Annotated in this window: 19 protein-coding genes; 7 read left to right on the top strand and 12 right to left on the bottom strand. The window is 41.6% G+C overall.

Annotated elements, in window-relative coordinates:
- Positions 1-134 precede the first annotated feature (134 nt).
- Together gmhB and B2R65_RS02655 are read right to left on the bottom strand one after the other, a co-directional pair.
- Complete coding sequence (gene gmhB, locus B2R65_RS02660; RefSeq protein WP_248531230.1) at positions 135-698, bottom strand: D-glycero-beta-D-manno-heptose 1,7-bisphosphate 7-phosphatase; 564 nt, start codon at positions 696-698, stop codon at positions 135-137.
- Complete coding sequence (locus B2R65_RS02655; RefSeq protein ID WP_286740813.1) at positions 695-1756, bottom strand: glycosyltransferase family 9 protein; 1062 nt, start codon at positions 1754-1756, stop codon at positions 695-697. Before B2R65_RS02655 ends, gmhB begins: the two co-directional genes overlap by 4 nt.
- 124 nt (positions 1757-1880) lie before the next feature.
- On the opposite strand from B2R65_RS02655, the gene B2R65_RS02650 reads away from it, so the two are divergent.
- Complete coding sequence (locus tag B2R65_RS02650) at positions 1881-2609, top strand: 3-deoxy-D-manno-octulosonic acid kinase (RefSeq protein ID WP_286740811.1); 729 nt, start codon at positions 1881-1883, stop codon at positions 2607-2609.
- Here the strand turns inward: B2R65_RS02650 and B2R65_RS02645 are convergent.
- Both B2R65_RS02645 and B2R65_RS02640 read right to left on the bottom strand, forming a co-directional pair.
- Complete coding sequence (locus B2R65_RS02645) at positions 2592-3674, bottom strand: glycosyltransferase (protein ID WP_286740810.1); 1083 nt, start codon at positions 3672-3674, stop codon at positions 2592-2594. The two genes, B2R65_RS02650 and B2R65_RS02645, sit on opposite strands and share 18 nt — an antisense overlap.
- Positions 3671-4744, bottom strand: coding sequence for a glycosyltransferase family 1 protein (locus tag B2R65_RS02640; protein WP_286740808.1), 1074 nt, complete (start codon positions 4742-4744; stop codon positions 3671-3673). Before B2R65_RS02640 ends, B2R65_RS02645 begins: the two co-directional genes overlap by 4 nt.
- Positions 4745-4955: 211 nt before the next feature.
- Between B2R65_RS02640 and B2R65_RS02635 the strand changes: the two genes are divergently transcribed.
- On the top strand, positions 4956-6461 hold the full coding sequence (locus B2R65_RS02635; protein ID WP_286740805.1) for a capsule assembly Wzi family protein: 1506 nt from the start codon (positions 4956-4958) through the stop codon (positions 6459-6461).
- 97 nt (positions 6462-6558) lie between these two features.
- Here the strand turns inward: B2R65_RS02635 and hldE are convergent, their stop codons facing one another.
- The gene (gene hldE / locus B2R65_RS02630) at positions 6559-7998 is read right to left on the bottom strand and encodes a bifunctional D-glycero-beta-D-manno-heptose-7-phosphate kinase/D-glycero-beta-D-manno-heptose 1-phosphate adenylyltransferase HldE (RefSeq protein WP_029773562.1); all 1440 of its coding nucleotides are present in this window, start codon (positions 7996-7998) and stop codon (positions 6559-6561) included.
- Positions 7998-8588 (bottom strand): D-sedoheptulose-7-phosphate isomerase, encoded by a 591-nt coding sequence (locus B2R65_RS02625; RefSeq protein WP_004588568.1) that lies wholly within the window; start codon positions 8586-8588, stop codon positions 7998-8000. The genes hldE and B2R65_RS02625 overlap by 1 nt, the downstream gene beginning before the upstream one ends.
- Before the next feature lie 182 nt (positions 8589-8770).
- Between B2R65_RS02625 and waaA the strand changes: the two genes are divergently transcribed.
- Both waaA and B2R65_RS02615 read left to right on the top strand, forming a co-directional pair.
- Positions 8771-10054, top strand: a complete 1284-nt coding sequence (gene waaA / locus B2R65_RS02620) for a lipid IV(A) 3-deoxy-D-manno-octulosonic acid transferase (protein ID WP_273610667.1) — start codon at positions 8771-8773, stop codon at positions 10052-10054.
- The gene (locus tag B2R65_RS02615) at positions 10051-10599 is read left to right on the top strand and encodes a DUF1415 domain-containing protein (protein WP_004588570.1); all 549 of its coding nucleotides are present in this window, start codon (positions 10051-10053) and stop codon (positions 10597-10599) included. Before waaA ends, B2R65_RS02615 begins: the two co-directional genes overlap by 4 nt.
- Positions 10600-10634: 35 nt before the next feature.
- Here B2R65_RS02615 and B2R65_RS02610 read toward each other — a convergent pair whose 3' ends face one another.
- The 4 genes from B2R65_RS02610 to purL form a co-directional block, all read right to left on the bottom strand.
- Positions 10635-10964, bottom strand: a complete 330-nt coding sequence (locus B2R65_RS02610) for a YdbL family probable chaperone protein (protein WP_004588571.1) — start codon at positions 10962-10964, stop codon at positions 10635-10637.
- 10 nt (positions 10965-10974) lie between these two features.
- Complete coding sequence (locus tag B2R65_RS02605) at positions 10975-11172, bottom strand: YnbE family lipoprotein (protein ID WP_004588572.1); 198 nt, start codon at positions 11170-11172, stop codon at positions 10975-10977.
- Between the two features lie 2 nt (positions 11173-11174).
- Positions 11175-13631, bottom strand: coding sequence for an intermembrane phospholipid transport YdbH family protein (locus B2R65_RS02600; protein WP_273610666.1), 2457 nt, complete (start codon positions 13629-13631; stop codon positions 11175-11177).
- Between the two features lie 133 nt (positions 13632-13764).
- Positions 13765-17655 carry a phosphoribosylformylglycinamidine synthase gene (gene purL / locus B2R65_RS02595; protein WP_273610665.1) on the bottom strand — a complete coding sequence of 1297 codons (3891 nt, stop codon included), beginning with the start codon at positions 17653-17655 and terminating at the stop codon, positions 13765-13767.
- Between the two features lie 211 nt (positions 17656-17866).
- Here purL and mltF point away from each other — a divergent pair, with 211 nt between their 5' ends.
- Together mltF and B2R65_RS02585 are read left to right on the top strand one after the other, a co-directional pair.
- Positions 17867-19381 (top strand): membrane-bound lytic murein transglycosylase MltF, encoded by a 1515-nt coding sequence (mltF, locus tag B2R65_RS02590; protein WP_029773557.1) that lies wholly within the window; start codon positions 17867-17869, stop codon positions 19379-19381.
- A 245-nt stretch (positions 19382-19626) separates the two neighbouring features.
- A complete protein-coding gene (locus B2R65_RS02585; RefSeq protein ID WP_164488074.1) occupies positions 19627-19791 on the top strand; it encodes a hypothetical protein in 165 nt (54 codons plus the stop codon).
- Here B2R65_RS02585 and tadA read toward each other — a convergent pair.
- On the bottom strand, positions 19788-20291 hold the full coding sequence (tadA, locus tag B2R65_RS02580; RefSeq protein WP_004588577.1) for a tRNA adenosine(34) deaminase TadA: 504 nt from the start codon (positions 20289-20291) through the stop codon (positions 19788-19790). The two genes, B2R65_RS02585 and tadA, sit on opposite strands and share 4 nt — an antisense overlap.
- A gap of 178 nt (positions 20292-20469) precedes the next feature.
- Between tadA and B2R65_RS02575 the strand changes: the two genes are divergently transcribed.
- A complete protein-coding gene (locus B2R65_RS02575) occupies positions 20470-21774 on the top strand; it encodes an inosine/guanosine kinase (RefSeq protein WP_004588578.1) in 1305 nt (434 codons plus the stop codon).
- Positions 21775-21808: 34 nt separating this feature from the next.
- Here B2R65_RS02575 and glsB read toward each other — a convergent pair whose 3' ends face one another.
- Positions 21809-22732 (bottom strand): glutaminase B, encoded by a 924-nt coding sequence (glsB, locus tag B2R65_RS02570; protein ID WP_004588579.1) that lies wholly within the window; start codon positions 22730-22732, stop codon positions 21809-21811.
- Positions 22733-23341: the final 609 nt, after the last annotated feature.

Raw genomic sequence — 23341 nt, 5'->3', positions numbered from 1 at the left:
AACATTAAAGCCACTGTTTATGTTGGGGTGTATTGTAAAAGTTTAACAAGTAAAATGCACTGTTTGCAGCTCGTCGCTAATACAGGTAATGGTAGCAATACTTAACACTTTAGTTGCGATAATATAAACGCACTTTATACCAAGTAGTGTGCTGGTAAATCGTTAATAGAGTCAATCACTAAATCGGCGTATTGTTTAGCGTTTTCGTCAAATTGTTGGCCAGAGCGAACTAGCACTCGCGTGCTAATAGCCGCTTTTTGTGCCGCTTGAATATCGCTAAGCTTATCACCCACCATAACACTGCTCGAAGGGTCAATATTATGCTCTTGCATAGCTTGTAACAACATACCTGGAGCTGGCTTTCTGCACTGGCACTGTTTTAAATATTGCGCCATCGCTTTTTTGGGATGGTGCGGGCAAAAATACACATCTGTAATTTTAATATTGTGCTTACTAAATTGTGTTTTCATCCACTGAGTTAAAGCTAAAAAGTCATCTTCAGTGTAGTAACCTCGCCCTATTCCTGATTGATTAGTCACTATGATAATTTTATAACCTACATCATAAAATGCTTTACAGGTACTAAACACACCGTCTATAAATTCAAATTTTTCACTTTGATACACATAGCCATGATCAATATTTACCACGCCATCTCGGTCTAAAAAAAGCGCTTTGTTTTTTTCTGTTACACTCATTTTATAGACTCTTTTTGTACCACATGATCAAACATAGTTTTAACACTTTCTACGCTTATTTGGCTCATAAGGTCATCTCCCTTAACGCGCGTACCCCAAGGCAATTGTTGAGCTGTTTTACCCGTTTGCTTTAGCAGGTTTTGATGATACACCTCAACTACGTAGTCTTGATATAAATAAGGGCCTGTACGTGCAGGATTAGAATGCGCATATAAACCAATAACCGGCGTACCTACCGTTACCGCCATATGCGCAGGGCCGGTATCGGGGGCTAATACTAAATCAGCGCGCTTAACCACACATAACAGTTCTTTAAGTTTTGTTTTACCGACTAAGTTTAAAATAGTGCAGTGACTGTGTTTTATAATTTGATTAGCTAAATTAATCTCAAGCTCAGTTGGGCCGCCCGTTAGTACCACGTTAAAACCTTGCTCATGCGCGTAATCAGCAAGGGCAGCATAGCGCTCAGGCAACCAGTTTCGCTGTGCTTTACTGGCCGCAGGAGATATTACCAATAACTTATTTGCCAAATATGCAGGCCCTAATAGCTCATCTGCTTTGTTCTCATCCGCTAAGGTATAAGGCATATCCCAGGTAGGTGAATAGTCTTTAACTCCAATGGCACCCGCAAAGCCTTTAAATCCCTCTAGCACATGCGCTTCTTTTTGTGGGGCTATTCGTTTATTTATAAACAAGCTATGTAATTCTTTTGAACGTGCCCAATCAAAGCCTATTTTTACTTTAGCCGGAATACAACGTGCAACAAAGCCAGCTCTTAATGCGACTTGCATATTAAGTAGCACATCAAACTGCTGCCCTTTAAAAGAATGTGCTAACTTTTTAAGTGCATCCTTACCTTGTTTTTTATCAAAAACCACCAGCTCAACCCCAGGTAAATCGGCAAGTAACATGGCTTCTATTTTACCCATTACCCACGTTATTTTTGCATTGGGGTGTGCTTTTTGAATGGCTTGTACAGCACTAACGGCATGACACACATCACCAATGGCAGAGAGTCTTAAAATACAAATTGAGGAGTAATTAGGCACTTGAGTCACGCGTTCCACTTTGGCTTTGAATAATAGACTGCGATCTTAAATTATACTCGCACTAATGCAAGCACTTATGCTGCGCTATAAAACACGTTAATATACACGCATTATTGAATTATTTTAACGAGCTATGTTTAAAACACTAACGCAAGGTAAGCACACTATTTTAAGCCACCCAGATTATTTTAACGAGGTTGATTTAAACTGGTTTGATGCAGATTATTGGCAACAGCAAAATAAAATAGTCGGTGCTAAAAAAGGCCGCGCCACAGCCTGGTTTTTTAAACACGATAGTTTAACCGCTGTACTTAGGCACTATTGGCGTGGCGGTTTAGTTGGCAAGTTGTTAAGCGATCAGTACCTCTACCCTGGACTTAAAAACACCCGTGTGTATAAAGAGTTCAGCTTAATGATAAGGCTTATTGAGCTTGGCTTAAATGTGCCAAAACCCATTGCCGCTAAGGTAACAACCACAGGCTTAATTTATCGTGGCGATATAATTACAGAGGCTGTAAAAGGGGCTAAAAGCCTGCTCGATATTTTAATTGAACGCCCACTAACAGAAGATGAGCTCAAGCGCATTGCCAATACTGTTGCGCTATTTCACTCAAAAGGTGTGTACCACGCTGATTTGAATATAAATAATATTTTATTTAATGAAACGGGCGAGGTTTATATTATCGACTTTGATCGCGGCGAAATAAAACCATTAAATAAGCTATGGCAACAAAGTAATATGGCACGTTTAGAGCGCTCATTTTTAAAAGAGCAAGGACGTAACAACGCTTTTTATTGGCAAAGCAATGACTGGCAAACCTTATTGGCTATTTATAAAGAGCACTTAACCACTCAAAGCTAGGTATTGCTTAGCAACCTGTTCGGCCGTTACCTTTTGTAAAATGTCGGCATTATCTACATTAGGCTTAGTGTTTAAAACCAGCTCAATTTTAGCCGCTAGCTCATCGCTATGCCCTACAGGCGCTAAATATTTAGCCAAGTCGTTTGTTAAAATTTCGCTCGGTCCAAACGTACAGTTAGTACTTACTACAGGCGTGCCAACAGCTAATGCTTCAATTAACACTGTAGGGAGCCCTTCAAAATCAGAGCTTAATACTAATGCCTCAGCCTGCTTAATCCAGTTATACGGATTTTGCTCAAACCCTGGCACTATAAGTTGTCCCTCAATACCATACGTTTTTGCAAGCTTAAATGCTTTGCTAGGCTTATTGCATAAAAGGACTAATTTGTATTTTTTATCAAGCTTTGCAAATGCCGCAAATAAAATATCGTGGCGCTTTTGTTTAGCTAACCGCCCTACATGAATAACATACGGTGATTGTGGAATTTGCGTATTAACTTCATTTGAGAGGCGCTTTATATCTGCTAAATTAAAGGGATTATAAATAGTTGTGATGGCGCTTGGGCTAATTAAACGCCCTTGGGTAATTTCTTGCTCTACCCCTTTAGACACGCACACCAAGGATTTTCCGTTTAAGTTTTGCTTTGACTTTTTAAGATAGTAATAAGAAAACGGGCCTAACTTTTTTTGCCTCGCTAGCTCTGCATTAACAGAGTTATGCATAACAAAGTGAACATTTTTAATCTGGCTTTTAGCCAATAGGTTATTGCTTCTATCTAAATTGCTAAGCACTAAATCTATGGGGCCAATTTGTTTTTGTTTGTTATTAAACCACGCCTCTAGCTTTGCTACACTTTTGTTTATTTTCCAAAAACGATCCACTTTAGTGGCTTTATCACTGAATAGACTTTCAACCTTTATATTCGCAGGGATCGTGTATTCATATTTATTAGCCAACGATAAAATAGTAACGCTATGCGTTTTTACTAGCTGCTGAGCAAGGGTTAGCATCACTTTTTCGGCGCCGCCACCCGCTAACGAGTCTATTACAATCACTATATTCATCTATGGGCAACCATCAGCATGCTTTTAACCCCTTGCGTTATTTCTTCATAGCTATGGGCGCTTTCAAGCAAAGAATATTTTTCTAGTAGCTGGTTAAAATGCGGCTCTATTAGTAAAGCACTGACTTTATTTACTATGTCTTCAATCTCAAAGTTTGCTTTAATTACCACGCCAGTTGTGGCGCAACTTGCTAGGCGCTGTGTTTGATCTTTTGATATAGCGCATGCCACAGCAGGCGTTTTAACAGCAATCGCCTGCAATAGGGTGTCGCCAGCACTTAACAACGCAAATTTAGCTTGCTCCATAAGCGACAAAAACTCACTATTTTCTAACGTATCCAAATTTATAACCGTATTTGATGCTGGCAACGCTTTATCATAATTAGGGCCAAATACCACCACCGCCTTTAACCCTGTTTGCAATGAAATTTGCTCTGCGGCGGCAAAAAATACATCTGCACAGTTTTGATTATCTAGTACATGACCGCCAGAGCCTGCACTCACAATAAAGTAGCCTTGTTCATCAAGCTGATATTTTTTCAACACCTGTTTGGTATCGTTCGCTGATGAAAATGCTATGTAAGGGCCCACGTTTTTAGGCATAGCCAAAGAAAACATATCTATTTTAGCTTTTTCAGCCCAGCTCAGCGGTTCAATGCAGTAATCAGGCTGTACCACCCAATGGCTATCAATTAAGTTGATACGGTTAAGTTTTAAGCCCTTCGCTCGCTTTTTCGCATGCTGAGAAATAAACACCACTTTGGCACCCACTTTTTTTGCAGCTTTCATGTGAGCAGCGCGCCCTGCACAATCAAATATTACAATGTCAGGTTTAAAATCGGCTATAACTTCACACACTTTATCGCGCTCTTTAGTCGCAGAGCGCTCAAGCAAGGTGGTATCATATGGGCAGCTTTTAGCGTAGTTCGTGTGTTTATTTAAAACAAAGTGGATGGTAAGTGAACCTAGACATTCACTTTCAAGGCTTTGGGCTAGCAACAACGAGCGCATGTATTCACCTATTCCTTGTGGCGATGATACGGGTATAAATAAAAGTCGTTTGTTGCTCATTGCATTCTCTATTTCCTATTTGCGCAGCAGTATATCAACCCCATTGTTTTTACGATAGCTAGGTTACATTTTTATACACAAATTTAACGCCATAAAATAGATTATTTACTGCAATAGCCATGTTAGATTGGTAAACTTAGCCGCAATCTTAATCACAAGGATCTGAACTTTGCGAAACAGAATCTTTCTACTTTCTTCTCTTTTTTGCGCTATGAGCGCATCAGTAACAGCAGAGCCCTGGGTAAAGCCAGACGATTACGGTCTACGTGCCGACATTCAACAACTGGCCGATGCCGGTGTTATTTTAGCGCCTGTAACCACCTATCCGCTAATGTGGAAAAGCTTTATTGGCGAGCTAGAATCGAGCAAGCTTGAACTTTTATCTCCCAGCCTGCAAGATGCACTGCTTCGTGTAAAACATCGCTATAAGTCAGAAAACAGTAGCTCGCACAGTGTACAACTCTCAGCGTTTGCCGCGTCAGACCCAATTATAGCCACCAGCTTTGGGACAACCAACACACAAGAATCTGAGCTTTCTGCGGCCTACGCCTACCTTGGCGATAACTTTGCGGCGAAGGTAGCCATTAATTACCGTAACGATGGTAAACAATGCTTAGTTGATGGCAAAACAACCGATGATATAGCCACTAACGAACAAGCACTTGAAGATTGTAACGATACCTCATTTGACGATAGCTACTTAGCCTACCGCTTGGGCAATTGGATTTTTAGAGCCGGTGCCGTGGAGCAGTTTTGGGGCCCAGGTGTTGATAACAGTTTAATTATGTCGGGTAATGCAAAGCCACTGCCGGCACTAAGTGTAACCCGTGAACAAAGCACAGCGTTTGAAACGCCTTGGTTAAGTTGGCTTGGGCAATGGAGCTTTACCGCGCAAATGGCAAAGTTAGAATCGACCCGTGTTATTCCTGATGCGCTGCTTTGGAGTAGCCGTGTTAACTTTCGCCCGATGCAACAGCTTGAAATTGCTTTAAGTTGGTCTGCGCAGTGGGCCGGTGAAGGCCAACCAAGCTCAGCAGGTGATTTTATTGATGTTATTACTGGGCAAACTAATTGTATTGATGGCAATGAAAGTTGTGATAGCTCACTGGAGTCTAAAATTGGTAATCAGCTTGCTGGCATAGATGTGCGTTGGTCTGACACTTTATTTAGTCACCCCTATGCAATCTACGCAAGTACAATTGGCGAAGATGCCAGCTCGCAATTCAAACCAGCCGACAGAGCGTACTTATTTGGCGTACAAACTACGCAGCGCATTTACAATCAAAATGTGCTCGTTAACGTTGAATACATAGACACAGGTGTATCGTGCTCGGCCGAATCAACCAATGAAAACTGCTACTACGAACACTCCGATTATAAATCGGGCTATCGTTACCACGGCCGCACTATTGGCTCAACCTTTGATAACGATGCGCAGTCAGTGGTATTAACTTTTTTAGGTCAGCTTTCAAATGGCGATGACTGGCAAGTAAAACTAAGTAGTGTGGATTACAACAGCGATAATCGCGACCGTTACCCTAGTAACCCCGATTTAGGTAATACAATTACCAAAACCGGTTATAACTCAAAACAAGTTGAGCTGCGCTACAGGCAGCTGGCTATGGGTGGGCGCTTAACGCTCGGCGCTTTTGCATCAAACAACGATGGCGCAGAAAACGACACATCAGCGTTTGCTAAGTACGAATATAATTTTTAAACCGTATATTTAAAAATAGCATTTTAAAGCCAGCTATTTATAACAAAAAAAGGGTTGAAAACTGCGTTTTCAACCCTTTTTATTTAATCAGCAAATATTACTGCTTTATTTTGCTAATCACCTTAGAGGTTGAACAACCATCTAAAAATGTCAGCACTTCTACTTTGCCACCATGGCGTAGCACATGATCGGCGCCAGCTATTTGCTCTACGGTGTAATCACCACCTTTAACTAAAATATCGGGGCTTATTTGCTCGATTAATTTAGCGGGAGTGTCGTTTTCGTCCGCGCTGCCAAAGGGAATTACCCAATCTACAGAGGCGAGTGCACTTAATACCATTGCGCGCTCATCAAGTGGATTTATAGGGCGCTCAGGGCCTTTTAAACGCGTAATTGAATCATCATTATTTAAACCAACAACGAGTCTATCTCCACGCGCTTTGGCTTGGGCTAAATAGCGTACGTGGCCTGCGTGTAAAATATCAAAACAGCCATTGGTAAACACTATCGTTTCGCCATTTTGCTTAGCAAACTCAATGTGTTGCAGCACATCGTCAAACGGAGTTTGGTAGTGCTCGCCATTGGTGTGTAAGTATTGGCCAAGCTTTTGGCTAAGCTCTTCTGGTGAAACCGTTGCCGCCCCCAACTTACTTACTACAATGCCTGCGGCTAAATTAGCAATTTCTACCGCATCTTTAGGCTCCATACCTGCCCCGAGCATCACCGCAAGCGTAGCTATAACAGTATCGCCTGCGCCAGTTACATCACTTACTTCTAGCTGCTGCGCTGCAAAGTCGTGTTTTTCATCGGCATTAATTAATGACATACCTTGCTCAGAGCGTGTAAGTAGCATGGCTTTAATACCATTTTTACTAATTAGCTCACGCGCGCTTTGTGCTAATATTTCTTCAGAGCCTGTTTTACCCCCAGCCAAATTAAATTCATGTAAATTAGGGGTAATATAGTCTGCGCCTTCGTATAAGTGTAAATCGGGCGATTTAGGATCTATAAGCACTGTTTTACCCGCCGCTTTAGCAACGCTAACCATTTCTTTAATTAAGCTCAGCGAGCCTTTGCTGTAATCAGAAAATACCACAAAGTCGTAATCATCAAGCACCAGCTCTAAACGGTTTAATAACAACTGGCTATGCTGCTCGCTAAAGGTCTCTTCTAAATCTAGGCGCACAAGTTGTTGATGGCGGCTAATTACACGCATTTTAGAAATAGTGGGTAAATCGCATACACTAACAAGCTGTGAATGTATTTTTTCACCCTTTAAAATAGTTTCTAAGATTTGCCCGCTTTCATCTTCACCAATTAAACCAAGTAAGCCCACTTTGGCATCAAGTCGCGCAATGTTTTTTGCAACATTTGCAGCGCCACCCGCTTTATCTTCAAACTTGCTTACTTTAACAACGGGTACTGGAGCCTCTGGCGAAATACGCCCTGTATCGCCATACCAGTATCGGTCTAGCATGACATCGCCCACAACTAAAATACGCGCTTTAGATAAGTTTTTTAATAGCGATAAATCCATTACTGCTGCTCCGCAACAACCATATCGATAGCTTCACATAACCAGTGGCCAATAAACATATGTGCCTCTTGGATACGAGCTGTTTCATCATTTTTTATAATAATGGGCAATTTAGCAATGTCTTTTACTTTACCGCCCTCGCGTCCAGTTAAGGCAACCGTAAACGCGCCAATTTTGTTAGCCGCTTCCAGTGCTAAATTAATATTGGCGCTGGTACCTGAGGTTGTTAAACCAATCACTAAATCTTCTGGTTTACATAAAGCCTGAACTTGGCGTTCAAAAACCGTATCAAAGTGGTAGTCGTTACTGTGCGCAGTTAATATTGAGGTATCTGTGGTCAGCGCCATTGAGGCAAGTGGGCCACGCTCTAACTTATAACGCACAACAAATTCGGCAGCTAAATGCTGTGCATCGGCAGCACTGCCGCCGTTACCAAACCAAATAACCTTACCACCAGCTTGCAATGCACTGTGGCACGCTTCTAATAATTGCATAGACTCTTGATGATAAGCCTCCATCGTTTCAAATAAGGCTTGATGACGGTTTAAACTTTCAACGTAGCTTGTTGCCACAGAATCGATAATTGACATGAAAAATTCCTCTAGGAACTGAAATGGCAGGAAAAAATTAAATCCATTATTCCATAGTTTTATTTAGTTGTGTGTATTTTATGGGAATATAGCTGAACTGAATTATAATTTAGTGCTTCACATGTTCAGAAATTATCACTTTCGCGTTAAACTAGCGCCACTTACCTTAATAAAAGTTCAGTATGGCACGCATTTTTTACTCACTCGCTTTAATTTTAATTAGCCCACTGATTGTATTTTACTTGTATGTACTAAGAGGTAAAAAAAATATAGGCTACCGCGCGCACTTTAAAGAGCGCTTTGGTTTTATTAGCAAACACTTATTTAATAATAGCGCTAAACCGGTTGTGTTCCACTGCGCTTCTGTAGGTGAGGTCCTTGCTGCAACGCCACTGATTAAAGTACTGCAAAAACAAAATCCGCAGTTTAATATACTTATTACCTGCAATACTCCTACCGGGCGTGCGCAAATAAGTGAACAATTTAAAAATACCGTGGCGTGTTGTTATTTACCTATAGACTTTGCAGGTTCGAGCGCTCGATTTTTAAAGCGCGTAAATCCACAAGCACTGTGTATTTTAGAAACTGAGCTGTGGCCTAATTTAATGGCAATAAGCCATAAAAAGAATATTCCGGTATTGGTGCTTAATGCTCGCCTAAGCGAAAAATCGCAACAGGGGTATCAAAAGGTGGCAGGGTTAACGCATATAATTATGCGTTCAATTTCAGTGCTTGCAAGTCATAATAAAAATGATGCTAAGCGCTTTATTGAACTTGGTTTACCCCCTTCAAAAAGCCATGTTACAGGCTCAATAAAGTTCGACATTACGCCAAGCAATGAGCAACTAACTAAAGTAGCAAATCTTAAAGCCGAATATAAAACCAAAGAACGTTTTGTATGGGGGGCAGGCTCTACTCACCCGCTTGAACACGAAATGATATTAAACGCCCATCAGCAGCTATTAAAAAAATACCCTAATGCACTTTTAGTTATAGCACCGCGCCACCCTGAGCAATTTGATAAAGTAGCCGATACGCTAACTCAAAGCCCACTTAGCTTTAGTCGTCGCAGCAACAATAACTATCAAAACGAGCAAGTACTATTAGCTGATACACTGGGCGAACTACAGTGTTTATATGGCGCAGCGAATGTAAGTTACATAGGCGGCAGTTTAATTCGCCGAGGTGGGCACAACCCACTAGAAGCTGCTGCTTTTTCGGTTGGTGTTATTACAGGCCCACATACGTATAATTTTGATCATATCTACCCTGAGCTAATTAAACTTAAAGGGGCTGTCGTTGTTGAAAATACCGATGAGCTTGCTAAACAATTAATTAATTTAAGCCAAAACACCAAAGCGTGCCAAAGCTTGGGTATTAAAGCGCAGCAATGTGTAGTAAAAAACCAAGGCGCCATTGAAAAAACATTAACCATTATAAATCAGTATTTAGAGCCAAAAGCATGACTCATCAAGCAATCGCCCAAACCCGCGAGTGGGTATCATCCGTTATTGTAAAATATAACTTTTGCCCATTTGCCCGTAAAGAAGTAGAAAACAACTGTATTCATTATGTGCTTAGCCCTGCAACAAAAATTGATGACGCTGTAATGGACATGCTAGAGCAGTGTGTGCAGCTTGATCAAAATCCAGAGCGCGAAACCACATTAATACTGTTTGATAACGGCTTTAGCGATTTTGAAGACTTTTTAGATTTAGTCGATTTAGCCAATGCCTTACTGGTAGCGCAAGGGTTTGAAGGTAAATACCAAATTGCTAATTTTCATCCCGATTACGTGTTTGCCGACAGCGATGAAGATGATGCAGCAAATTACACTAACCGAGCCCCCTACCCTACATTACATTTAATTCGCGAACTGAGTATGAGCGAAGCGCTTGATCACTATAACGAGCCTGAATCTATACCAGAGCACAATATAAAGCTTGCAAGGCGCAAAGGATTTGACTTTTGGCAGCAACTTTTAGCAAATATAAAAAAACCGAGCGCCTAAATGCTCGGTTTTTAAGTAATATGTTTAGCTGCTTATTACTTTTTAACCCAGTTACCATTCACTTCAATATAGTGGCCACTTTTGGTCTTTTCGATTGTTTTAGCTGCTGCAAGTGCTTCTACTTGTGCCAGCGATAAATCGTTCTTTTTAGCCAACTTTAAATACTGTGCTTTACGTTTAGCGTTAATTTCCTCAACCACGGCTTTTGCCTCGCTGTTTTGTACAACAAGCCCTAAGTAACCTGAGCTATCTTCACCCACTAAGCCTTGGTTTTTAGCATCATCTAAACTAATAGCCCACGCCGAAAACGACAAACATACCGCACTTACTAGAGTAGCAATACTTAATTTATTTTTTATAGTCATCATTTAGCTCCTAAAATAATTCACTGTCGTCACTGAATAAGTTATCGAGTTCTTTATCTACTTTTACTCGAATTTCGTGATCTACTTTTACATTTAGATTGATCGTTATCGGCTCTTTCGCTGCCACCTCTACTCTGTGGGTACATGCGCTTAAAGCGCTAATAGCAGCAAGTGCAATAACGGCCTTAATGCTCAACAAATTTTTCATCATTAGTTTCCTTTTTTAGAGTATTGCTGCTCAACTTTTTGCGTTATTTCGTCGCTCAGTCTAAGCGCTCTTAGCAACGTAAACACGTTTTCTTCGTGATTATAATTAAAGTTAACTTGTTGCTGCTCTGGCTCATTAAAGCCTTGTAAGTTAACACCTAAGTTTAACCAGCCATCACTTTTAAGCGCTACTGTACTATTAAGTTTTTGTATATCAAGGTTTTTGAGCAACCCAAGCACAGGTTGTAACTCTTGTTGCTGACGCATAACAGCGTCAAACGCTTCGTTATTACTAATAATAAGCTTACCTTGGCCTTGATTGGCTAGGCTGCCACTTTTTACCTCAACCCCTGTGTCATCAAAATAAAATGGTAACGACCCTTTTAGCCTACCTGTTAGGGTAATACCCGACTTATCGTCAAGCGTTATTAATTTACTCGCATCAACATTTTCAAACGTAACATTAGCTGTTTGCTGTTGCTTTAAAAGCGTGTATTTATCTAAAGAAAATTTACCACCAAAAATATCGCCTTCAACATCAAAGGTCTGCGCGCTATTATTAACCACTTTAATATTACCCGTGATACTTTTAACTACAGCGCCTGCACGTAATTCATTAAGATTAAAGGTAGTAGGGGCAACATTAAGCTGCCCTGAATCGTACTGCCCACCTAGCTGCATACTAAATTGATTAGCTAAGTAGTCGTTATACAGTGCACTGGTATCAGTCATCGTTAAAGTAAAATTTGCTTTTTGTAAATTCACATCACCACTTATACGCCCACCCAATTTTCCTTGGGTTAGCTGAGCTAACGGTTCAAATTGTCTAACGATTGAATTTAACGAAAGCACACTTTGCTCTGGTATAATCACTTCAAACGGATGCGCTACCTTTGAAACATGGTGATTGGCCACCAGCTCAATACCATTTACAAATACATGATGAGACGCTTTAAGCGCGCGACTTTGCAGCCCTGTTGACGTTACGTTTATAGTATTTAAATCGACATTTGGACTTGAGAGTTTACTTATTTGGGTGCTTGCATTTAAGTGAGCAAATAACTCTCCCACACCTAAGCTTGCCCTTGCACTAAGGGTGTTATTAATACCAGTAAGTTTATATTCGTTGTATTGCACGCTTTTAAGCTTACTTTTAAACGTTACTTTTGCATCGAGCTTTTCATTCAAACTTGCTTCAAGGTTACCTGTGAAGCCGTTAAGAGCGCTGCCATAAGCAGCTGCGCTATCAACGCTTAACTCAATACGTGCGTTACCTTCGGGCTTAAAGTCAATAAGTTGAGTAACTGCAAAGTCCCCTTTAGCTTTAATATTGTTAGCCTCAGCCGGTAAAAATTCAGGCAAAGCGGTAAGCGCAATATCATAATTACCGCTTAATTGAGCGTTTTTAAGCTGCGTACTTAGCGTTATAGCCTCTATTTCATCTGTATGTAGTTGTGCTTTTAGCTGTGTGCGGGCGCTTTGTAACGGTGCTGCAGTATTTATAAACGTATCTGTAAGCGTTATATCTATATTTTGCTTGGCTTGCTCTGCACTTTTGAGCGTTATTAACGGTAAGGTTAGGTTGTTATGTGCAAAGTTAATTGGTTTAGCTAAAGCCCATTGCCAATTAAGTGGAAGCTGCTTTACAGCAAATGACTTGTAGGCACTTTCAGGAATAAGAGATTGGCAGTTATTACTAAGTTTTACATTGTTTTTAAGCTTGCTTGGGTCAAGCTCAAGGTTTTGGCTATTTAAATTATAGGTAGCACTTAGCACACCTTTGGAGCTGTTTGTTATATCGCAGCTTTGTATTTTATAGTCATACTGGGCTTGTAAATCACCACTAAGGCTTGCCTCTACCCCGTTAAAGCTAAATGCCTGCGCAGCATTAAAGCTAAGTCCACTTAATAACTCATTATCTGTTTTAAGTAGTTGCTTCACTAATCCATCATTTATTTTAAGCTGCCCTTGTACCTTATTATTGTAAAGCGTTGCGCTTGCGTTTAAATCACCATTGACTACAAACTGGTTAAGCATTGGCTCGGTGATATTTAGCATTAGCGGGCGCTTTAAAAGCGCACTGTGTATAGTTAAATGCTCAACTGTAATTGTTGGCCTTTTTTTAGGAAGCGCTAAATCTAAAATTGTGGCAGCAGTGCTTGTTTTACTACTTTGAGGAAATGGATTTACATTAAGTACTGCGTGTTTAACTTTAACATGCTTAGTATTAGCAGTAATACCTGTAAGAGCAAGCTCTTGATTTTGGTAACTTAAACAGGCTTTTTGTACGTGCACATTTAACTTACTCGTAAGCGAAAAATCTAAGCAGCTTAAGGTAACACCTGCTTTTTCAAGTTCAGGCGCTACAGCCCATTGTAATAGTGGCAAACGAAATACATAGCCAAGCAAAACTATACTTAGCAACACAGCACCCATAATTAAACCAACGCGCTTTAACATACTGTCCTTATAAGCTTTTATTTATACTTTACAAACTATCGTAATTTTAAATCTACGCAATCAAAAAAGGCTGCACAGTGCAGCCTTTTTTATTTTACAGCTAGATTATGAATCTAACTTGTATATGTCGTTTTTAACCTACATTTTTACGTGCGTTGCGGAACATACGCATCCATGGGCTATCCTCTTTCCACTCATCTGGGTGCCACGAGTTAGCAACAGCGCGGAATACACGCTCAGGGTGCGGCATCATTACAGTGGCACGGCCATCAGTAGAGGTAATACCGGTAATACCCTCTGGTGAACCATTCGGGTTAGCCGGATATTGCGTTGTCGGGTTACCATAGTTATCTACAAATTTAACCGCAACAGTGCCGCTTTCAAGCGCAGCTTTAGTGGCAGCATCGTTTGCAAATTCTGCATGGCCTTCACCATGAGATACAGCAATTGGCATACGCGACCCAGCCATTCCATTAAAGAACACAGACGGGTTTTCTTGTATTTCAACTAAGCTAAAGCGTGCTTCAAAACGCTCTGACTTATTTGTTACAAAACGTGGCCAATGCTCAGTACCCGGAATTAACTCTTTCAATGTTGATAACATTTGACAACCATTACACACACCTAAGCTAAAGGTGTCTTCACGGTGGAAGAAGTTTTGGAACTGATCGCGTGCCATATCGTTAAACAATATAGACTTAGCCCAGCCTTCACCGGCGCCTAATACGTCACCGTAAGAGAAACCACCACATGCCACTAAGCCTTTAAATTGCTCAAGGGTTAAACGCCCTTCGAGGATATCGCTCATGTGTACATCAACAGCGGCAAAACCAGCACGGTTAAACGCAGCAGCCATTTCTAAATGCGAGTTAACGCCTTGCTCACGTAAAATAGCCATTTGCGGCTTAGCGCCCGTTGCAATGTACGGTGCGGCTATATCTTCGTTTAAGTCAAAGTTAAGTTTTACGTTTAAGCCTGGATCTTTTGCATCAAACTTGGCATCAAACTCTTGCTTAGCACAATCAGGGTTATCACGACGTGCTTGCATTTGGTACGTTGTTTCGGCCCAAATAGTACGTAATTCAGTACGAGTATGATTAAGTACTGTTTGCTCACCGCGGTTAAATACAATGCTATCGTCGCTATTAAGCGAGCCAATCACGTGGCTAATTGCAGCAACACCGTGTTGTTCAAATACAGCATTTACGGCATCTAAATCGCTGTTAGCAACTTGAATAACCGCGCCTAGCTCTTCGTTATAAAGTGCTTCTAGGTCTGTCCCGGTTAACCCAGCTAAATCAACAGTCACACCGGTGTGCCCAGCAAATGCCATTTCAGTTACCGTAGTAAATAAACCACCGTCTGAGCGGTCATGATAGGCAAGTAGCTTGCTATCAGCGACAAGTGCTTGCATGGCATTGTAAAAGCCTTTAAGTAGCTCAGGGCTGTCCACATCTGGAGTAACATCACCAAGCTGCTTGTAAACCTGTGCAAGGCTTGATGCGCCCAGTCGGTTTTTACCCGCGCCTAAGTCAACTAAAATAAGTGATGTATCGCCTTTATCAGTACGTAACTGCGGAGTCACTGTTTTACGCACGTCGTCAACACGACCAAAGGCAGTAATAATAAGTGATAACGGAGAAGTAACTGATTGCTCAGCACTATCATCCTCGTTTTTCCATGTCGTTTTCATCGACATAGAATCCTTACCTACAGGTATAGTTAAACCAAGCGCAGGACAAAGCTCTTCGCCCACCGCTTTTACAGCTTCGTAAAGGCCGGCGTCTTCACCAGGGTGACCTGCTGCAGCCATCCAGTTAGCTGATAGCTTAATGTTCTCTAGGCTGCCAATGTTGGCACAGGCAATATTAGTTAACGACTCTGCCACGGCTAAACGCGCCGATGCACCATAATTTAATAATGCTGCCGGCGTGCGCTCACCCAGTGACATAGCTTCACCGTGGTATGTGTCGTACGTTGCTGCGGTAACTGCACAGTTAGCCACAGGTACTTGCCAAGGACCCACCATTTGATCCCGTGCTACTAAACCGGTAACCGAGCGATCGCCAATAGTAATTAAGAATGTTTTTTCTGCAATAGTAGGTAAGCGCAATAAACGCTGAGCAGCCTCAGCTATATCAATCGTCTCTGCATCAATTGCCTTACCGGTAACTTGCTTTGAAGTTACATCGCGATGCATTTTAGGTGCTTTACCTAATAATACATCAAGCGGCAAATCAACAGGGCTGTTATCAAAGTGGCTGTCGGCAACAGTTAAGTGGCGCTCTTCTGTGGCTTCACCTATTACTGCGTACTGCGCACGTTCGCGCTTACAAATTGCTTCAAAGCGATCAAAGTCTTCAACAGCAACAGCCAGTACATAACGTTCTTGCGATTCGTTACACCAAATTTCGTGTGGGGCCATGCCCGGCTCATCGTTAGGAATATCACGTAGTTGGAATTTACCACCACGGCCACCATCATCTACAAGCTCAGGAAACGCATTAGATAAACCACCGGCGCCTACATCGTGTATAAACGCAATTGGGTTTTCATCCCCTAGTTGCCAACACTTATCGATCACTTCTTGGCAACGGCGTTCCATTTCTGGGTTTTCACGCTGTACAGAAGCAAAATCTAAATCTTCGTTTGATTGGCCCGATGCCATGCTTGACGCTGCACCGCCGCCTAAACCAATGTTCATTGCAGGGCCACCTAGTGCAATAAGTTTTGCACCGACTGGAATATCCCCTTTTTGAACATGATCAGCACGAATATTACCTAAACCACCTGCAAGCATAATAGGCTTGTGGTAACCACGCACCTCTTCACCATTGTGACTTGTTACTTTTTCTTCGTAGGTACGAAAGTAACCTAATAAGTTAGGGCGTCCAAACTCATTATTAAATGCCGCGCCACCTAAAGGGCCGTCCATCATAATATCAAGCGCATTTACGATACGATTAGGTTTACCAAAGTCGCTTTCCCACGGTTGCTCGTAACCCGGAATACGTAAGTTAGAAACCGTAAAACCAACTAAACCCGCTTTTGGCTTAGAGCCGCGGCCTGTTGCGCCTTCATCGCGAATTTCACCACCTGAGCCTGTAGCCGCACCTGAAAATGGTGCTATAGCTGTTGGGTGGTTATGAGTTTCTACCTTCATTAAAATTTCTATGTCTTCTTGATGATACGCATATTCACCTTGCGCATTCGGGAAGAAACGACCCGCTTTTGAGCCCTTCATTACTGCTGCGTTATCTTTGTACGCCGACAGCACATTTTCAGGATTGTGCTCAAATGTATTTTTGATCATTTTAAACAGCGATTTAGGCTGCTCAATACCATCAATTGTCCAATCAGCATTAAATATTTTATGACGGCAATGCTCAGAGTTTGCTTGCGCAAACATAAATAACTCTATGTCGTTAGGGTTACGGCCTAACTTTTTAAAGTTTTCTACTAAGTAGTCTATCTCGTCATCAGCAAGCGCAAAACCTTGTTCAACGTTTGCCGCAGCCAATGCTTCGCGCCCGCCACCTAAAATGTCAACTGATGACATTTCGCGAGGTGAGTCATTGCGGAATAACTGCGCTGCAGAAGCAAGTTCGCTATGCGTTGCCTCGGTCATACGGTCGTGTAATAACGCCGTTACTTGAGCAAGCTGCTCTGCACTTAGTTCACCTTCTACGTAATAAGCAATACCACGCTCAACACGGTGAACCTGTTTAAGGCCACAGTTATGCGCTATGTCAGTTGCTTTAGATGCCCATGGTGAAATGGTGCCAGGGCGAGGGGTAACTAAAATAAGTGTGCCAGCTGGGGTATGCTCGGCAATAGTTGGACCGTAAGTAAGTAGTTTTTCAAGCTTAGTTTGCTCATCAACACTCAAAGGCGAGGTTAAATCGGCAAAATGTGCATACTCGGCATATACATTGGTGACTGGAAGTTGCGATAGTTTGCAACGCGCTAAAATTTTATTAACTCTGAACTCTGAAAGTGCTGGTGCACCACGAAGGATCAACATAGATAATTTCATCCGGGGTTAGGGATTGAACGATATTTTAGGCGGGCATTATAGTCTATGTAGCACCGAGTTTTAACTCCAAATTGCGCTTTTCAGAAAATTAACTTTTTATTTATATAAACAGCAGCAAAATTACCAATAAAAGCTAAACGCTAAGTGACGCCATAGTGAAGTTTTGGTATAACGGGGTATGAGCTTTATGGGGCGGTTAATGTTGAAAGAAAAGCTAATAATTATCATCACTTTAGTTATGTTGTTGTGTGCGTGTAATATGCAGGAGCAACAAACTCAACTTGCCCAAATTAAAGCACAAAATAAAATACGTGTAGGTACCCTTGCCAGTGCCAGCAATTACTACCAAGCCGTCCAAGGCGAGCAAGGTTTTGAATACGAGCTATCTCAAGCTTTTGCCGACTACCTAGGTGTTGAACTAGAAATAGTGCCGTTTTTTAATTTATCCGATATGTTTGAGCGCCTTGAAAGCGGCGATTTAGACTTAATAGCCTCAGGACTTACCTACAACAAAGTACGTGCACAGCAATATCGCTATGGCCCCACTTACAGAACAATTAGCCAAAAGTTGGTTTATAAACAAGGTCGAGTTCGCCCACGTGAATTTGACGACCTTGATGGAAACTTTACAGTTATAGCCAAAAGTAGCCACTCTTTAACCTTACAAAAAATAAAAAAGAGTAACCCAGATTTAACTTGGCAAGAAACTGAAGAACTCGATGAAGAGGAGCTTTTACAAGCCGTTATCGATGGCGAAATAGATTACACCCTCGCCGACTCACACACGCTTTCGCTGTTTAGACGTTACCACCCAAATTTAAGTATTGGCTTTTCAGTTACCCGAAATGACCCCATAGCTTGGATCCTTAATAAATCAAAAGATGATTCGCTTTATGCACTGCTAGTGCCCTTTTTTGGTGACGTAAAACAAAGTAACCAGCTGTATGTGCTCGAAGAAAAGTACTTTGGGCACGTACGCCAGTTTAACTACGTTAATACGCTTGCATACATTGAAGCTATAAAAGAAACGCTACCCACTTACAGGCCTTGGTTTGAGCAATATGCAGGTAGCCTTGACTGGCGCTTACTTGCTGCGCTTAGCTACCAAGAATCTATGTGGAACCCTCGCGCTAAATCGCCTACAGGTGTGAGAGGCATTATGATGCTGACACGCAGTACCGCTAAACAGGTGGGCGTAACAAATAGGTTAGAGCCAGAGCAAAACATCCGTGGCGGAGCTAAATACTTAGCTAAGCTCGTTAAACGCATCCCCGATAGAATCCCGCAGCCCGATAGAACTTGGCTTGCACTGGCAGCCTATAATGTAGGTTGGGGGCACGTTAACGACGCGCGCATTATTACCGAACAACAAGGGGCGAGCCCTGATAAATGGGCCGATGTTAAAAAGCGCTTACCACTTTTAATCAAAAAACGTTATTACCGTAAAACCCGTTACGGCTATGCACGTGGCGATGTTGCGGTAAAATATGTTGATAACATTCGCAGGTATTACGATGCACTTGTATGGCTTGATGAAAATAATGCCCTAGCGCCAGAGCCAGAACCTGAATCAGAACCTGAAGCACCTAAAGTTGAAAAAGCAGCTCAACCAAGCAAAAAGCCTGTAAACAACGATAAAACCGAACCTACCCCTTCACTTTCACCTGAAGAAAAAAGTAAGCAAGGTGAAAATAACACGCAGCAGTCTCAGTAAAGCGTTTATATTTACGTTTTAAATGGGCTGCTCAGGCCTGTGAAACATTAAAATGTGGGCATTAAATGCTTATTTTGTCATCTTAGCAGGCGCTAATTTCCCCTTCAGGCCTAACCACTCTAGTAACTAAATTAAAAATCTGTTTACTTGTCATGAAATGATCACTAATGTGTGTTTATAGTATATTTACCTGATTTTTAATATATATCTTGTGCCTTTCTCACTCTCACGCATTAGGAGAACACATGCTAAAACGTAGACGCACGCAAAAACTAAAACGCAATATTATTCATTCAACAGCCACCAGACGTCGTATTATGCTACGTAACTTACATAAAAAAATTATTTGGCGTCGTCGTATGTTTGCTATGCAGCAAATGATAGAAGTAGATTCAAATAAGGTTAACTAGTCACTAATTTGGCGAGCTGCTTTTTTAGCCGCTTTAATTTGTTCTCGGCGTTGTTTAAAAAACGCCGAAATAGTACTACCACAGGTTTGACCAAGCACCCCACCTAATACCTCTACCTGATGGTTCAGCCTCGGCTCTTGCAATAAGTTCATAATAGACCCAGCCGAGCCTGTTTTAGCATCTGGCGCACCGTAGACGAGGCGCTTTATTCTGCTATGCACTAACAGCCCGGCACACATAGAGCATGGCTCTAACGTAACGTACAAAGTGCAATCAATTAAACGGTAATTATTTAAAGCTCTCCCTCCTTCACGCACTGCAATCATTTCGGCGTGCGCAGAGGGGTCGTTATCAGTAATTGAACGATTATAACCCGCTGCAATAAGCGTGTTATCTTTCACAAGGACAGCTCCTACCGGAATTTCGCCCAATTGCTGCGCCTTATTGGCATAAACTAATGCCTGCTCCATCCAATACTCATCGCTTTTAAGATCGTTCATAGTGCTTACTTTAAATAAATTTTCTTTCGGTATTATATCAACTTGCCTGTTTAAAATGCGTAATTGATTAAATTATTGCAAAAATAAAACAAAATAATGTGGTTTATCGTGGCTCATAGAGTGTGATTTACGCTATAATCTCACGCTTTTTTTATTTAGCTCACAACACAGGTAGCAAATGAAATTTCCTGGACGCCGCAGACATAAACATTATTTTCCAGTGGAGGCTAAAGATCCACTTACTAATCAGCTAAACGCAACTGAGCGATTACAACGTAGCTACATTACGGGTATCGATCAGATCGTTGTTGATATTGAAGCCAAAGTCGATCAGGCTTTTTTAGACGAGTTTCAACTTCGCCGAGGAATGTCGCAAGTTATTGATAGCGATATTACTAACGCACTTTACGACCGTTTAAAACTAAACGACATGGTTGATTACGAATTTGCCGGTGGCACCATTGGTAACACAATGCATAACTACTCTGTACTAGCAGATGACCGTTCAGTATTGCTCGGTGTTATGAGTGAAAACATAAAAATTGGCAGCTATGCCTATCGCTTTTTATGTAACACATCAAGCCGCGTTGATTTAGACTATTTACAACCAGTAGATGGCCCTATTGGCCGTTGTTTTACCTTAATTGATGAAACAGGCGAGCGTACATTCGCAATTAGCGCCGGTTTAATGAATCACTTAAAGCCTGAGTCTATCGATAAACACTTAATTGAGCAGTCATCAGCACTTGTGATCAGCGCCTACCTAATGCGTACACAGGGTGATGAAACAATGACTGAAGCGACCATGCAAGCAGTTAAATACGCTAACGATGCAGGTGTACCGGTAGTTTTAACACTCGGCACTAAGTTTTTAATTGAGCAAGATCCAACCTGGTGGGCTAACTTTGTAAACGAGCATGTCGATATACTTGCCATGAACGAAGAAGAAGGGCTAGCAATTACTGGCTTTGAAGACCCGTTATTAGCCGCAGACAAAGCACTTGACTGGGTAGACTTAGTTATTTGTACCGCTGGCGAAAAAGGCTTATTTATGGCAGGTTACGTTGATGAAAGCTTTAAACGTGCAACCGAGTACCCACTATTACCAGGTGCCATTGCCGATTTTAATCGCTATGAATTTTCTCGTGCAATGAAAAAATCCGATTGCGAAAACCCGATAAAAGCGTATAGCCATACGGCGCCATTCATGGGTGGGCCTGATTCAATCAAAAACACCAATGGTGCTGGCGATTGTGCGTTGGCTGCCGTGTTACACGATTTATCAGCAAACGTTTATCATAAGTTAAATGTCGCTAACTCAGCAAAACACGAACAAAAGGCCATTACCTACTCTTCTCTTGCACAAATTAGTAAGTACGCTAACCGCGCAAGTTACGAGGTATTAGTACAGCACTCTCCACGTTTATCACGTGGGTTACCAGAGCGCGAAGACTGCCTAGAGCAAGTGTACTGGGATCAATAAATAGGGAACTGTGCGTGCTCCCTATTGCGGTATTTTAGAAAATCGAAATATCGAGCTTTTTAGATAGCAGCTCTAATGCTGCTATCCCCGCCACCGAGTTACCAAATTCATTAAGCCCTGGTGAATATACTGCCACTGTAAACTTACCCGGTAATACCGCTAATATAGTGCCTGACACACCCGACTTACCCGGCATACCCACTCTGTAGCCAAAGTCACCTGCCGCATCATATAAGCCGCTGGTGAATAAAATCGAATTTAATTGTTTATTCTGGCGACTACTCAAAACGCGCTTACCCGAGCTGTAATCAACCCCTTTATTCGCTAAAAAGTTATACGCTCTAGCTAACTCAATACAGTTAAGCTCAATCGCACAAAAATTGAAGTAAGACCAAAGTACATCATCGACGTCATTCTCAAAATTACCAAACGACTTCATTAAATGCGCCATTGCCGCATTTCTATGCCTAAATTCGTACTCAGAATTGGCCACTTTTTTATCAATCACTATTGCACTATTACCTGCAAGTAACCTAAACGTTTCAAGCATTGAGTGGCGAGGTGCGGATAATCGACTGTACAAAGCATCGCACGTCACAATCGCGCCAGCATTAATGAAAGGATTACGTGGTACGCCTTTTTCGAACTCTAACTGCGTAAGAGAATTAAACGCGGTTCCTGAGGGCTCTTTACCTACCCGATGCCATAGCTCGTCGCCATAGCGCTGTAGCGCCATTGTAAGCGTCATTACTTTAGAAACTGACTGAATAGTAAAACGTTTTGAGCAATCACCCGCACAAATGGTTTCGCCATCAGTGGTATAAATAGCAATAGAAAACTGCTCGCTAGAAACCTCAGCAAGTGCAGGTATATAATCCGCAACTTTACCTTGTGATAACAAAGGGCGCACTTCGTGTGCTATTTCATCTAGTACAGTTTGGTAGTCAGCAGTGGGCAATTGACACCTCTATTTTGGCATTTATAAAAATTTGATTTTAACACGCACAACTTCTGCACGCCTAGCTATGTTACATGAATAAAATAGCAGATAAGCATGAACTTAATGTTTATTTTCAAAGTGATATTTTCTATATCAAAGCAATACTAATCCGCAATAAGCCTTAATCATTTTGCCGGGCTATAAAAACTGATTACACTGAGCACGATGTGCGCCTTGACTTTGCCTATAATGGCTTAGCTTTCTATAAGGATATGAATGTTATGGCTCAAAGAATTTACAAGCGCGGGCATTACAAAGACTGAGTTAGCATGAGATCTTGGCTTTTTATTAAACTCCAGACAGCAAAAAACCCGTTACATCGCTGTAACGGGTTTCTTTAATTTGAATCCTGGTAATGTCGTAGTACCCACAGCGGTGGAGAGTCAAATAGCAAATGGAATATTATCATTGCGTCGGGAGTCGCTACGCTCGCCCGACCTACATTCTAGAAGTAGATTAGTGTGTATTAATTGTACGTATTTAACTTTTCTTCAGACGTAAAAAAGCCCGGCTCTTTCGAGCCGGGCTTTCTCGTATTTGAATCCTGGCAATGTCCTACTTTCACAT

This window comes from Pseudoalteromonas sp. UBA2102 (assembly GCF_002331165.1).
In the GTDB taxonomy this organism is placed as follows: Bacteria; Pseudomonadota; Gammaproteobacteria; order Enterobacterales; family Alteromonadaceae; genus Pseudoalteromonas; species Pseudoalteromonas atlantica.
This window is presented reverse-complemented; position numbering and strand designations above follow the sequence as displayed.

Excerpts from the sequence above, each read along its gene's own strand:
- gmhB (WP_248531230.1), bottom strand. The coding sequence starts at position 698 with ATGAGTGTAACAGAAAAAAACAAAGCGCTTTTTTTAGACCGAGATGGC.
- B2R65_RS02650 (WP_286740811.1), top strand. The coding sequence starts at position 1,881 with ATGTTTAAAACACTAACGCAAGGTAAGCACACTATTTTAAGCCACCCA.
- B2R65_RS02645 (WP_286740810.1), bottom strand. The coding sequence starts at position 3,674 with ATGAATATAGTGATTGTAATAGACTCGTTAGCGGGTGGCGGCGCCGAA.
- B2R65_RS02640 (WP_286740808.1), bottom strand. The coding sequence starts at position 4,744 with ATGAGCAACAAACGACTTTTATTTATACCCGTATCATCGCCACAAGGA.
- B2R65_RS02635 (WP_286740805.1), top strand. The coding sequence starts at position 4,956 with ATGAGCGCATCAGTAACAGCAGAGCCCTGGGTAAAGCCAGACGATTAC.
- hldE (WP_029773562.1), bottom strand. The coding sequence starts at position 7,998 with ATGGATTTATCGCTATTAAAAAACTTATCTAAAGCGCGTATTTTAGTT.
- B2R65_RS02625 (WP_004588568.1), bottom strand. The coding sequence starts at position 8,588 with ATGTCAATTATCGATTCTGTGGCAACAAGCTACGTTGAAAGTTTAAAC.
- waaA (WP_273610667.1), top strand. The coding sequence starts at position 8,771 with ATGGCACGCATTTTTTACTCACTCGCTTTAATTTTAATTAGCCCACTG.
- B2R65_RS02615 (WP_004588570.1), top strand. The coding sequence starts at position 10,051 with ATGACTCATCAAGCAATCGCCCAAACCCGCGAGTGGGTATCATCCGTT.
- B2R65_RS02610 (WP_004588571.1), bottom strand. The coding sequence starts at position 10,964 with ATGACTATAAAAAATAAATTAAGTATTGCTACTCTAGTAAGTGCGGTA.
- B2R65_RS02605 (WP_004588572.1), bottom strand. The coding sequence starts at position 11,172 with ATGAAAAATTTGTTGAGCATTAAGGCCGTTATTGCACTTGCTGCTATT.
- B2R65_RS02600 (WP_273610666.1), bottom strand. The coding sequence starts at position 13,631 with ATGTTAAAGCGCGTTGGTTTAATTATGGGTGCTGTGTTGCTAAGTATA.
- purL (WP_273610665.1), bottom strand. The coding sequence starts at position 17,655 with ATGTTGATCCTTCGTGGTGCACCAGCACTTTCAGAGTTCAGAGTTAAT.
- mltF (WP_029773557.1), top strand. The coding sequence starts at position 17,867 with ATGTTGAAAGAAAAGCTAATAATTATCATCACTTTAGTTATGTTGTTG.
- B2R65_RS02585 (WP_164488074.1), top strand. The coding sequence starts at position 19,627 with ATGCTAAAACGTAGACGCACGCAAAAACTAAAACGCAATATTATTCAT.
- tadA (WP_004588577.1), bottom strand. The coding sequence starts at position 20,291 with ATGAACGATCTTAAAAGCGATGAGTATTGGATGGAGCAGGCATTAGTT.
- B2R65_RS02575 (WP_004588578.1), top strand. The coding sequence starts at position 20,470 with ATGAAATTTCCTGGACGCCGCAGACATAAACATTATTTTCCAGTGGAG.